At 68.4% G+C, this 12,309-nt stretch carries 11 protein-coding genes; 4 read left to right on the forward strand and 7 right to left on the reverse strand.

The genetic code is table 11. The features are described from left to right. Positions 1-78 precede the first annotated feature (78 nt). Genes OG403_RS33790 through OG403_RS33800 form a run of 3 tightly spaced genes read right to left on the reverse strand, consistent with a single transcriptional unit; the run spans position 79 to position 2,025 of the window. Complete coding sequence (locus tag OG403_RS33790) at positions 79-813, reverse strand: SDR family oxidoreductase (protein WP_329571205.1); 735 nt, start codon at positions 811-813, stop codon at positions 79-81. 58 nt (positions 814-871) lie between these two features. Continuing rightward, positions 872-1,363 carry an FAD-dependent oxidoreductase gene (locus OG403_RS33795; protein ID WP_329571207.1) on the reverse strand — a complete coding sequence of 164 codons (492 nt, stop codon included), beginning with the start codon at positions 1,361-1,363 and terminating at the stop codon, positions 872-874. 23 nt (positions 1,364-1,386) lie between these two features. Next, positions 1,387-2,025, reverse strand: coding sequence for a TetR/AcrR family transcriptional regulator (locus OG403_RS33800; protein ID WP_329571208.1), 639 nt, complete (start codon positions 2,023-2,025; stop codon positions 1,387-1,389). A 103-nt stretch (positions 2,026-2,128) separates the two neighbouring features. Between OG403_RS33800 and OG403_RS33805 the strand changes: the two genes are divergently transcribed. The 3 genes from OG403_RS33805 (at position 2,129) to OG403_RS33815 (ending at position 4,219) form a co-directional block, all read left to right on the forward strand. Next, positions 2,129-2,605, forward strand: coding sequence for a cupin domain-containing protein (locus OG403_RS33805; protein WP_329571210.1), 477 nt, complete (start codon positions 2,129-2,131; stop codon positions 2,603-2,605). An 85-nt stretch (positions 2,606-2,690) separates the two neighbouring features. After that, on the forward strand, positions 2,691-3,527 hold the full coding sequence (locus OG403_RS33810) for an alpha/beta fold hydrolase (protein WP_329571212.1): 837 nt from the start codon (positions 2,691-2,693) through the stop codon (positions 3,525-3,527). Between the two features lie 293 nt (positions 3,528-3,820). Further along, complete coding sequence (locus OG403_RS33815; RefSeq protein ID WP_329571214.1) at positions 3,821-4,219, forward strand: hypothetical protein; 399 nt, start codon at positions 3,821-3,823, stop codon at positions 4,217-4,219. A gap of 251 nt (positions 4,220-4,470) precedes the next feature. Here the strand turns inward: OG403_RS33815 and OG403_RS33820 are convergent, their stop codons facing one another. The 4 genes from OG403_RS33820 to OG403_RS33835 all read right to left on the reverse strand — a co-directional run bounded on the left by OG403_RS33820 (position 4,471) and on the right by OG403_RS33835 (position 10,143). Next, positions 4,471-5,505, reverse strand: a complete 1,035-nt coding sequence (locus OG403_RS33820) for a YncE family protein (RefSeq protein ID WP_329571216.1) — start codon at positions 5,503-5,505, stop codon at positions 4,471-4,473. A 588-nt stretch (positions 5,506-6,093) separates the two neighbouring features. Continuing rightward, complete coding sequence (locus tag OG403_RS33825; protein WP_329571218.1) at positions 6,094-8,394, reverse strand: NACHT domain-containing protein; 2,301 nt, start codon at positions 8,392-8,394, stop codon at positions 6,094-6,096. Beyond that, entirely contained in the window at positions 8,391-8,849 is a 459-nt protein-coding gene (locus OG403_RS33830; RefSeq protein WP_329571220.1) for a hypothetical protein, read from the reverse strand. The genes OG403_RS33825 and OG403_RS33830 overlap by 4 nt, the downstream gene beginning before the upstream one ends. A 64-nt stretch (positions 8,850-8,913) precedes the next feature. Further along, positions 8,914-10,143: a DUF6801 domain-containing protein gene (locus tag OG403_RS33835; protein ID WP_329571222.1), complete on the reverse strand. Its 1,230-nt coding sequence runs from the start codon at positions 10,141-10,143 to the stop codon at positions 8,914-8,916. Positions 10,144-10,910: 767 nt separating this feature from the next. On the opposite strand from OG403_RS33835, the gene OG403_RS33840 reads away from it, so the two are divergent. Then, a complete protein-coding gene (locus OG403_RS33840) occupies positions 10,911-12,269 on the forward strand; it encodes a GH1 family beta-glucosidase (protein ID WP_329571224.1) in 1,359 nt (452 codons plus the stop codon). Positions 12,270-12,309 lie beyond the last annotated feature (40 nt).

Below are 12,309 nucleotides of genomic sequence, written 5' to 3' on the forward strand. Positions count from 1 at the left end.
ACGTGTCGCCCGGTCAGGGGTTTCTCGGGCGTTCGCAGGGTGTGCTCAGGCGTTCTCAGGTGTTCCGGAGCGCCGAGCTCACCACGCTACCGTCCGGCCGAGGTAGTCGACGTAGTGCAGGCCCGGGGTGCCGCGCAGGGTGTCGAGCGTCCTGACCACGTTCGGGATGCTCTCGTCGATGCCGAGCCGGGCGTCCGGGCCGCCCATGTCGGTGCGCACCCAGCCGGGGGCCATCAGGACCAGCGGGCGACCCTCGCCGCGGTGCCGAGCCGCGTAGCTGCGCATGAACGTGTTGAGCGCGGCCTTGCTGCCGCGGTACACCTCGTGGCCGCCGTGCTCGTTGTTGGCCACGCTGCCCTGGCCCGAGGACATCACCGCGATCGTGCCCGCGGGCTCGACGCGGTCCTGGAGGGCCTCGATGACGCGCAGCGGGCTCAGGGCGTTGGTGACCATGACCCGGACGAACTCCTCGGTGGAGGTCTGCGCCACCGTGCCCTCGGGCTGGTTGGTGACGCCGGCGTTCACGAAGAGCAGATCGAACGTCCGGTCGGTCAGGCGACCGTTCAGCGCCGCGATCTGCTCGGGCTCGGTGACGTCGAGGGCCTCTATCTCGATCTGCCCGGGGTGGGCGTCGGCGAGGTCGTGCAGACCGGTCCGGCCCGGGCCGCGCACGGTGGCCACCACCTGCCGGCCGCCTTGCACCCACTCCCGGGCCAGCGCGAGGCCCAGACCCCGCGAGGCGCCGATCAGGAGCACCCGCCCGGCCGTGGCCGGCTGCGAGTCCGAGCTGCTTCCCAAGTTAGTTGTAGACATAACAATGATTATGTTAGGTACAACTAACTCCGTCAAGGCGCACACGGGAAGGGGAGCTCTACTCCTGCGCGGAGGGCAGCGGGTCCTGGCCCGCCAGGCGGTGACCGCGCTCGGCCGACTCGCGCACGGCGTCGAAGCCGTAGCCGGTCATCTCCTTCTCGTCCAGGCCGCGCAGGGCCTCGGCGAGCGGTCGGCCCTGCGCGGCCTGGACGAGGCGGGCGGCCAGGACGCGGGCGTCGCGCAGCGCGGTGTTCGCGCCGACGCCGATGGCGGGGCTCATCACGTGGACGGCGTCGCCGAGCAGCGTGACCGCCGTGGTCTCCCAGGCGCCGATCGGCACGCTGGTGCGCACGGCGACGGGAAAGACCGAGGCGGGGTCCTGGCGGGCCACGATGCCGAGCAACTCGGGCGGGACCGGGGCGCGGACCTCCTCGCCGGCCAGCGGGACCTTGCCGTAGAGCAGGCGCGGTCCGGTGTCGATCACCTGGCCCTGGGGCGGTAGTTGCTTGCGGACCGCCGGGTCGGGGCAGCGGCGCGGTGCTGTCCCCAACCGCCGCGCGAGCGGCGCCGAGGCTACGGCCGGTCCCGCTCCGCGTGTTCGCGCAGGGCGGCCCGGGTGAGGGTGGTCGCGGTGTGGACGGCGCTGGCGATGGCGTCCTCCGGGGGCATCCGGCACAGGTCGGTGAGGGTGAAGAGGGCCTCGGCGCTGATGACGACCATGAGGTCGTTCCGGAGCTGTGCGAGGGCGGCGGGGTCGGCGGCGCCGAGCGTGTCGGCCAGCGGGGCGAGGGCGTGGTCGATCAGGCCCACGCGCAGCGCGGGGCGGGCGTCGGTGGTCGCGGGCTGGGTCATGGTGGCCGCGATCATGGCGCGGGTGGCGCCCTGGTACGCCAGGACGGTGCGCAGGAGGTGTTCGGTCGCGGCGGCGACGCGCTCGACCGGGTCGCTGGAGTCGGCGACCGGTGCGAGTGCCTCGGCCGGGGTCGGCCACTGCCCGGTCATCGCCTCGCGGAGCAGGGTGGCCAGGTCGGGGAAGTAGCGGTAGGCCGTGGCCTCGGAGACCAGGGCGGCCTTCGCGACCGCCGGCATGGTGATCTCGCGGCCGGTGCGCATCAGTTCGGCCGCGGCCTGCAGGATCGCCGTCCGGGTGCGCAGCTTCTGATTGGCGCGGCTGTCCGTGCTCCGCGGTGCGGTGGGTTCGATCTTCTGCATGCGACCACCATAGCAAGTCGACTCCGATGATGAGAGTCCACTTGCATGATGAATTGCGAGTGCCCTATGGTCATGAAAGTTCACTCTCATGAAGGAGTTGGCCATGACCGATGTCTCCGTCATCAGCCCCGACGGCGGTGAGGTGATCGACCTGGGCACGGCCCGGATCCGGATCCTGGAGGACGGCGCGACCACCGCGCACCGGCTCGGGATCGCCGAGATCGTCATCCCGCCGCACACGCAGGGGCCCCCGCAGCACCGCCACGCCCAGCACGACGAAGGCTTCTATGTGGTCTCCGGTGCCGCCCGGTTCACCGTCGGCGACACCGAGTACGACGCGCCCGCCGGCACGCTGGTCATGGTTCCGCCCGGGGCCCCGCACACCTTCGCCAATCCTGGTGACCGGCCCCTGGTCATGGTCAACACCTTCACTCCGGACCTGTACGTGCAGTACTTCCGGGATCTGCGCGACATGATCGCGGGCGGCCGCGGCATGACGCCCCAGGTCATCACCGAGGTGATGGGCCGCTATGCCACCACCAGTGCCGCCGACTCTCTTGATGAGAGTCCACTTGCATGAGTGGATTCCACTCTCTACTGTAATAAGAGTCAGCTCTCATGAAGAGAGTCGACTGTGACCGCCGAGCCGACAAGGAAGCGCCACCATGACTGCCACCGGCCCCACTGGCCCCACTGGCCCCACCAGCACGTCTCGCACCATCGAGCTGCGCAACGGCCTGACCCTCACGGTCCAGGAGTTCGGCGCGAACACGGACGGCACCGGCGTGCTGATGCTGCACGGCGGTGCCGGGCCGCGCTCGATGGCCGGGTTCGCCGCCGGCATGTCCCAGCACGCCTACGTGGTCGTGCCCACCCACCCCGGCTTCGACGGCACGCCCCGCCCGCAGTGGGCGGACAGCATCGCCGACCTGGCCACCGCGTACCTGGACCTGATCGACGAGCTCGGCCTGACCGGCGTGATGGTGGCCGGCAGCTCGGTCGGCGGCTGGATCGCCGCGGAGATGGGGCTGCGCGACAACCGCGGCAGGATCAGCGCGCTGGTCCTGCTCGGCGCGACCGGCATCACCCCCGAGCCCGGACTGGAGATCGCGGACCCCGCCAAGCTCGGCCCGGTCAGGACCGGCGAACTGGCCTTCCACAAGCCGGAACTGCGCCTGGACCCGGCCGCGCTCAGCGAGGAGCAGAAGGCCGTGATGGGCGCCAACCAGCGCACCCTGGCCGTCTACGCGGGCGACCCGTTCTGCCACGACCCCAAGCTCCAGGGCCGCCTGCACCGGGTCACCGTCCCGGTGCTGGTGCTCGCCGGCGAGCAGGACGGGATCGTCCCGCTCGCCTACGAGCGCGCCCTGGCCGACTCCTTCCCGCGCGCCACGTTTCGCGCCGTCCCCGAGGCCGGGCACTTCCCGCACCTGGAGCAGCCCGCGGTGGTCTTCGGGGCCATCGGCGACTTCATCGACACCGAGGTCAAGCCCGAGGGCTGACCCTCGCTCAGCGGTCGTGCTCCGGGGGCGCGACCGGCACCGGGGTGCGACCGCGTGACGTCCGGGTCCTGAAGCACCGTGCTGTCTCTGGTCTTTGAGTAGCATTCCACTAACATGAGGTTTCCTCGTGTTTTGGAAGGGCTAGGACATGCTGAACCGTCTCGATCTGCCCGCAGGCTTCCGCTGAGGTGCCTCGACCGCCGCCGGCAGTGCACTTGGAAAGGGAGAGGACGGCGGCACCACGGCCATGGTCGTCTCCACGCTCGTCGACCAGCACCGCGAACGGAGAGCCCGTGCCCAGAACCGCCGAGAAGCCCACTGCCACCCCGGCCGCGCAGATCGCCCCAGCCCCGGCCGGGAGCGACCCGCTGCTCCAACTGCAGTACGAGACACAGCTGCCCGGTGGACCGGGCGCCGTCCGCTGTGCGCAGTGCCCGCACGAGCTGGTGCTGCAGGGCATGCCGGTGATCTGCTCAGCCTGCCGTGCCCGGCGCGACTGGCTGCTGATCAACTACGGCCGCTGGGTCTGGATCCGCTGCCGCTGCGCGAACGAGTGGCTCGAACCGGAGGTCACCCGCAAGGACTTCGACGACATGCTCGTCGGCCCGAGCTGGACGTACTACCCCACGCTCGACGAGGCACGAATCGCTCTGGGGTTCGACGGAATCTTCGCCGGGCTCTACCTGGAGTAGCGAGCGGTGTTGCATCGGATGCAACTCTCGGCGTGACCGGCACAGGCCGCTGGCCTGCTGGCTTCCGAGGGGGCCGACTTCGGTCGGCCCCTCTCCCGTTGGCAGGGTCGGTGTGCGTAACCGATGCAACGATGTTGCGTCGGATGCAACGTGCTCGAGCGGTGGATCTCCCGGTGCAGCGCACCTGATGCAGACGGCGGGCGTCGAGGAAGCCCGTGCCGCCGGGATCTGACGGAGCGCTCGTGCCGCCGTCACAGCCGGCCGACGGCCACCCCCATGGTGTCGCCGGCGCCGACGGTGATGGGGGTCACCGCGTCGGTCGCGGTGTTGATGGCGAACACCGTCCCCTGGGGTGTCCCGTTGCCGTAGGAGCCGACCACGTAGGCGCTCTTCCCGTTGGGGGTGAGGGCCACCTCCGAGGGACGGAAGTACCTGCCTGACCCGGTGGTCGGCGGGATGTCGCCGATGGGGATGCTCTTGGTGACCTTGTTGGTGGTCAGGTTGATCACGGACACCTTGCCCTGGATGATCTTGTCGTCGACGCCGACCACGTAGGCCCGCTTGCCGTTGGGGCTGATCGCCAGCCCGCCCGTGCCGGCGCCGGAGATGGTGCGGACGACCATCTGCTTCTTGAGGTTGACCACCGAGACGGCGCCGCTGTTCCCGGACAGGTAGAGGCGCTTGCCGTCAGGCGCGATCGCCATGCCGTTGGCCGCTTCGTTGAGGCGGATGGTGGCGATGACCTGGTTCTCGGCGGTGTCGATCACAAACAGGCTGCCCTTGTCGTCGGTCACATAGAGGCGCTTGCCGTTGGGACTGATCACCATGTGGTCGGGCCTGCTGACCTGGATGGTGGCGGAGACCTGGTTGGTGGCGGTGTCGATCACCGACACCTTGTCCCCGTGGAAGGGGTTCTGGACGGCCACGTAGGCGTGCTTGCCGTCGGGGGCGATCGCTTCCCCGTAGAGGATGTCGGGAGAGAGCGGGGTCTGGTCGTAAGGGATGTTCGTGACGCTCTTCTTGGCGATGTTGACTGCCGACACGTACTTGAAGGCGTTGGTCACGTAGAGACTGGTGCCGTCAGGGGTGACCTCCACCTCCTCGGGACCGCCGCCGATGGTAGTGGTCCCGAGCTGCTGGACCGTGTTGGACCTTGTGTCGATCGGGTACACGTGGCCGTCGAGGCTGGTGACGTAGGCGTAGAGCTGCTGCGGCGGCTTCGGCGGGTGCGGCGCGGCTGTGGCAGGCGTGGGCGCCAGGAGCGCCAGCCCTGACGTGATGGCCACCGCGATGGTTCGCCGTACAGCGGATCGCTGAAAGTGCACGTGGACCTCCGGATCGACGTGATGGTCTCTCGTGCCATCAGATGTACCGCGCCACGTGTCCGGTTGTCGGCGAACCAGCAGGTCAATCCCCCGGAAGAGTGCCAGCCTGAGCAGCACGCGACGAGGGTGGACTGGTCCCTCGACCATCACCTTGATCGCACCCAAGGGAATACGGCCCGCGAGGAATAAGCACCCTCCGCCGGTATGACGAGCGGACAGCGAAGAGGACCGCCACCGAATCGGTGGCGGTCCTCTTCGCTTCGGTCAGTGCGCTGACTCTGCTGGACCGGCTGGAGCGGGAAGCCTGCCGCTCGCGGTGAGTCGGCGAACGCTGAGCCTGCCGGCGTTTGGGCGAACTGCGAGGTCAGCGGCCAGTTGCGTTGGTAAGGGCGTACAAATGCGGCAACAGGGCCTCCTGGAGTGCTTGTTGGCTGGACACCCACCCAGCTGCCAAGGAGCCCTGTTCTCCATGCTTGGCACCCACCGCGATCACCCGAGTGAGGCTCCCGTTCGACCAACACCACTCGAGATCGGGACGGTAACAGCCAATTACTGCTCGCGCTGTTGCGGTAGTTGGGCAAAGTAGGTTTGAAGCAGCTCGTGGCGGAACTCGTAGACCACGCCGACCTGCCGCAGGACGCCGCGTCGGTGGGCGTCTTCAAGGAACGTCATCGCGTCCCAGGGCAGCTTGCCGGTGAACGGCAGCCAGATGCGGGCGAGAACCACCCACTGGCCCCACGCGGTCAGGCTGACTGCACTCCCGAGTCCGCCTCCGAGCCCGATGAGAATCGGCAGTCTGAGCGCCAGGGTGAAGGTCCATTGGATTGGGAGGCCCCAAATGGAGTAGTGCAGCAGCTCATCACTCAGCGAGACCCCGGCTCCGGCCACGATTCCGAGCAGCGGTGCGAACATGAGCAGTTGCAGAAGCACGGTCCGGCGGTTCCGGTCCAGCAGATCGCGTGGTCCAGGGGCTGTTTCGACGGCGATGGGAGCTTCGAGCCAGGCCATCAAGGTGCCTACCAGCCCGCCTGCGAGTGCGAACGAGAGCCCGAAGATGACGATGTACGCGAGCCCGGCCAGGAACCACGTCGCACTCCCGGAGACCAGAGAGGGCACGAGTACGGCTAAGGGCCCGTCCGCGGCCCCGGCCACGAGCCCCGCCAGGAGCCCGATTCCAGCTCGCGTCCGGATCTCGCGCCCAGACCTGGCACTTGACCTCTCCGCCCAGCTTCCGATGGGCGTCCACACGCGCGATGGCTCCAACGCCGCACCTCTGAACCGGAACCCGATCGCGTGCGCGAATGCGAAGGCCAACGCGGCCGGGATGCCGTTGATCAGTGCGTCCACGAATCCAACGAGGAGTCCGTAGCCGATCCTGTACACGAGCCCGTGCCCAGGTGGGGCATAGGCGTGAACGGTGATGATCGTGTCCATGACTTCGACGATGAGTCCGAAGCCTGTCCCGGACACGAGGCCGATCAGGATCAGGCGTTGCACCAGGCTCATGGTGGTGCCCAGTTCCCACCATTCGAGGCCAGGCGCGCGGCGCTGTTCACCGTGCTTTTCGGGGCCCTTTTCGAGGTGCTGTTCACGCCGCTCCTGGAGGTGACGGGCGAGGTAGGTGAACCATGCGGTCACATGTTTCGGATCGCGCCGCCAAAGGTTCCTGGACCATTTGTCCGGCGCCTTGAGGTCGGGGTGGGGCAGCGGCGGCGGGTCGTTCGGGTAGACCGATGGGACGAGCGATTTGAGCAGGTGGTCCTCGATAGCTCGGGTATCGGGGAAGCTGCGGCGATCGGCGAGGTCCCCGGGAGCCCCACCCTTGTTCGGGAGTGCGTAGACCACACGGCACAGCCACAAGTTGAGCGGAACCTTCAGGGCGCTGGCCACGGTGCTGGACGGGTCCCTCTTCAGTGCCTTCACGAGCGGCTCCCACCGCTTTTGGTGCTGCGGGGTGGCGCTGCCGTGCAGGTAGTCCGCGACCTCATGGGCGGTCAGGGGCACGGGCTCGACCACGGCAGCCGCGCGGAGCACCTCAGTGTGGCTGATGGCTTCGAGGTAGTCGTCTGTCCGGCAGGTCAGGATCAGGGGGCCGCCCTGCTCAAGGACCCCGTTGATCTTCTCCAGTGCTGTCGGATGGTCGGCGGCGGGCAGCTCGTCCAGGCCATCGAGCACCGGCAGGATGCGTTGGTAGGTGATGAGGGAGGAGGCCATGTCGCCGTCCAGGTGCGGGTACTCGCGCAACAGCTGCTGTTTCAGCCACACCTCCAGGTCCTCGTTCGCTGGCCGCCAGGAGGCAAGTGAGAGCAGGACCGGGACCGGGGCTCCCTCGCTCATCCGCTGGAGCAGCTCGATCACCAGCAGCAGAGCCAGGGTGCTCTTGCCACTGCCCGCCCCGCCCAGCACGACCAGCCTGCGCTGCCTCAGGCCCATGAACACGCCGGCGAAGGCAGTGAGGTTCGCAACGTTTCCTGCGACCGGATTCCCTGTCAGGCGGAGATGGTCACCGGTCTCCTCGACGGGGCTCGCACGCCAGCGAAGGGGAAACGGCTCTGGTGCCCGCAGACGGCGCAGACGGGCTTCCCGCCGCCACTGCGCCTCCACCACCTTTCCCAGCCTCTGCACCGCCGTCTCAAACGGATCGGGGAGAAGCATCTCGAAGTAGTTGATCTGGGTGTTGTTGTCGCCGATAACGATGGCGGTGTTGAAGACCAGACCCTGCTCAGCAGCAGACTCCGCAGCGGTCGCTTGGACCCGAGGCGGTCGTCCTGTCGGCTCCTCTTGCCGCTCGTGATCGCCGTCGACCCTTCGGCAGTGATCCTCCTCGGCGTTGGGCTCCACAGCGGTCACTTGAAGTTGTTGTTCTGCTTGTTCCCGTCGCCGATCACGATCGCTGTCTTTCCATTGGTGGTGATCCCGCCGATGTGGTACTTGCCGGACTCGGGGCCCACGGACGCGTCGTGCGCCCGGACCTGGTCCACAGCCTGACGCAGTGCCTCGGCGAACTCCGCGTCGTGCTCGGCCGCGTCCTCCAACGCCAGCTCCAACCGTTTCCGGGTTCGCACGGCCAGCTCTTCCCGCTCGGAGGAAGCCTCCTGCAGCATGCTCTCCAGCGCCGGCTCAGCCCCCAACCGCGAAACCACCACCTCGTGCAGACGGTCCATCCCGGCGTCCAGCGCCGAATCGACCTCCGCATCCGCCCGCCCGGCCACCCGCCGTGCTTTGCGCACGGCCCACGCGAAAAGGTAGCCCACTGCCAGCTCCACACCCACCACGTTCGCCCCCTCGCAGGACACGTTCGCCACTACACCGACCATAGTTGTAAGCGCCGGGCCGCGCGGGCCCAAAGCTCAAGACCACCAGCGGATCTCAGTCCCAGGGGTCCTCCTGTCGCATCGTGCCGCTCCCGGTGTCCTCGACAGCCACGGGCTCGCTCACCTGACCGTACGTCGGCGCAATTCGCCGAAGCCGGTGCTTCCTGCGCCAGACGCTGAAGGGGCCGACGGCGATGGCGGTCGCGATCAGGACCGCAGCGATCAGTAGCGGATATGGGAAGTGCTGCTTGACCGGCGTGACGGTGGAGGCGGTACTGAGCGGGGCCCCACTGTCGGGCCGGGAGCTCGATGCACTGGCCGACGCGCTCGCATTGCCGGAAGTCGACGGTACCGGGGTGGGCACAGCCGACCCCGAGGCGCTCGGTCCGCCCGTTCCAGCGGACGGAACCGTTCCAGTTGCCCCGCCTGCGGCGCCCGATCCACCTGTTCCACCGCCCGTCGAGCCTGAGGAGTCACCTGACGTCCCCGATCCACCCGACGTCCCCGATCCACCCGACGTCCCCGATCCACGCGATGACGAACCGGTCTTGGTCCCCGAGGGCGTTCCGGCTGGGGTGCTGGGGTTCTTGCCGGCCGTCGGCCCGGGGGAGGGCGGGGGCGTCTGCGGGGAGGGCGGGGGCGTCTGCGGCGGAGGCTCCGTCACGGCGAAAGACCGGAGGACGTTGTCCTGTCCAGGGTCCAGCGCGCAGGACGCGCCAATCGTTCCCACGTAAGTCGGTGCACCGCTCGCGGTCCTTGGGGTGACCTGTACCTCGAAGTCCCCGATGGTCACCTTCCCCTGCCCCGGCTGGGGGAAGGTCATGATGGGCGCGGTGCCGGTCGCCGTGAGCGCGAACGAGCCGGACGCTGGGATAGCCGTCCTGGCAACCGCCATGGACAGGTTCTCCGCACGATTGACCTGTGGCGCCACAACCGTGCCTTGTCCGACCACGGATCCGTCCACGCTCGTGGCACCGAGAATGGCTGCGTACTGCGTGAAGCTCGCGTCGACCGCCACCGTCCCGCGGATGGTGAACGGCGGACTGGGCTGGCCCACCATCAGCGAAGTCGGGATGTCCGCGTCGACCGTGATGTCTGCGGCATCGCCGACGATCCCGGACGAGCATGTGTAGCGCAGTGTCAACGAGACAGGGGCAGCGGCGGAGGACTCCACGTTGGGCACCGCCACCACCCCGACAGCAGCCATGACCGTCGCCGCCGCCCCGAGGACAGCCCGCCTCCCGAACCTTACCGAGCGATGTTCTTTGCCGAGCATGATGCTCATGATCACTCCATGACAACGGTCTCTCCGACGCGTCGCGCCGTACGGTGGGTCTTCCCATCGACTGACAGTGATGTTGCCGGTGGGTCTGACCCATCGATTGACTGACGTCTCGACTGTCCTGTTCCTCATCTGCGAAAGGCTGCGACAACAGGGCCTCCTGGATCCCTCGTTGGCGTAGACACCTTCCGAGACGCCACGAGGCCCTGCTTCCATGCCCGGCACCGACCGCGATCACCCGATCGAGACTCCCGTTCGATCGACAAACTCCTTGATCGGAACGACAGCAGCTACTGAGGATCCATGCGGGCTATCTTGCATGCTTCGGGCCAGGGCCATGGAAGTTATCTCAAAGCACGAGCGCGAAGAAAGCCGATCCTTCCGCTGATCCGACGGGCTCACCGCATCGGAGAGGGGCCGTCAGGTTGAATCAGCGGCTTGGGAACACGGACTTGATCTGGTGTCAGTTCACGCGGGCTTCGGACAGCAGTGTGGACCCCTGCTCAAGACAGGCCGGTTGGCAGCGAGTGGCCAGTCGGTGGACCGCCGCGCGGAGGTGGTCCGATCAGGTGCCGAAACGCCTCCGGCTCTCGAGTCCGATCCGCGCACGCCAGCCTTACCTGTGGGCCCTGCTGGACCCGGCGCGTGGTGTGCCCGGTGGAGGGCCCTGTGTTGCACATTCGGTCCCTGAATCGCCCTGCTGTCTCTGGCGGTTGAGCAGCGTTCCGCTAACCTGAGGACTCCTCGTGTTCAAGGAAGGGAGCCAGGACATGCTGAACCGTCTTGATCTTCCGGCGGGCTTCCGCTGGGGTGTTTCGACCGCTGCCTATCAGGTCGAGGGGGCGGTGGACGAGGACGGGCGTGGGCCTTCGATCTGGGACGTGTTCGCCACGCGGCCCGGCGCCGTGCGGGACGGGTCCACCGGGCGGGTGGCCTGCGACCACTACCACCGCTACGCCGAGGACATCGCCTTGCTGCGCGGCCTGGGTCTGGACGGCTACCGCTTCTCGATCGCCTGGCCCAGGATCCAGCCCACCGGCAGCGGGCAGCCGAATCCGGCTGGACTCGCCTTCTACGACCGGCTGGTGGACGCCCTGCTCGCCGCCGGGATCACCCCGCTGCCGACGCTCTTCCACTGGGACCTGCCGCAGGCCCTGGAGGACGGCGGCGGCTGGCTGACCCGGGACACCGCGTACCGCTTCGCCGAGTACGCCGAGTTGGTGGTGGACCGGCTCGGTGACCGCATCCCCGCCTGGATCACGCTCAACGAGCCTTTCGTGCACATGGTGTTCGGCTACGCGCTGGGGATCCACGCCCCGGGGCGCACGTTGATGCTCGACGCGCTGCCGGCCGCTCACCACCAGCTGCTCGGGCACGGGTTGGCGGCGGCGCTGCTGCGCGAGCGCGGCCATCAGGTGATGACCGCCAACAACCTCACCCCCGTCTGGCCCGCGAGCGAGGCGGCGGCGGATGTGGCGGCGGCAGAGGCGTACGACGCCCTGCACAACCGGCTGTTCACCGATCCGCTGCTGCTCGGGCGCTACCCGGACCTGAGCGCGTACGGCGTCGCGGAGGACCTCGGCGGATGCGTACGCCCCGGGGACCTGAAGCTGATCGCCGCTCCCGGGTTGGACGGGCTCGGCGTCAACTACTACAACCCGACCCGGATCGCGGCCCCGACCGACCCCGGCGGACTCCCGTTCACCGAGGCCGAGATCGAGGGTGTGGCGCGAACGGCCTTCGGCTGGCCGGTGGTTCCGGACGGCCTGCGCGAACTCCTGGTCGGCCTGCGGGACCGGTACGGCGACGCGCTGCCACCGATCACCATCACCGAGAACGGCTGCTCGGTCACCGACGAGCCCGGCCCCGACGGCACCGTCCACGACCAGCCGCGCATCGACTACCTGGCCGGCCACCTCGACGCCCTCGCCGCGGCGGTGGCCCAAGGGGTCGACGTCCGTGGCTACTACACCTGGTCATTGATCGATAACTTCGAGTGGGCGGAGGGGTTCAGCCAGCGCTTCGGGCTGGTGCACGTCGACTTCGAGACGCAGAAGCGCACCCCGAAGGCGTCGTACGCCTGGTACCGCGACCTGATCGCTACGCACCGAAAGCGGAACGGGCGGTAGACCGGGCGGGACGAGGGTGGCGCAGATCGAAATCGCCTGA

The sequence above is a fragment of the Kitasatospora sp. NBC_01266 genome (assembly GCF_036242395.1).
GTDB lineage: Bacteria > Actinomycetota > Actinomycetes > Streptomycetales > Streptomycetaceae > Kitasatospora.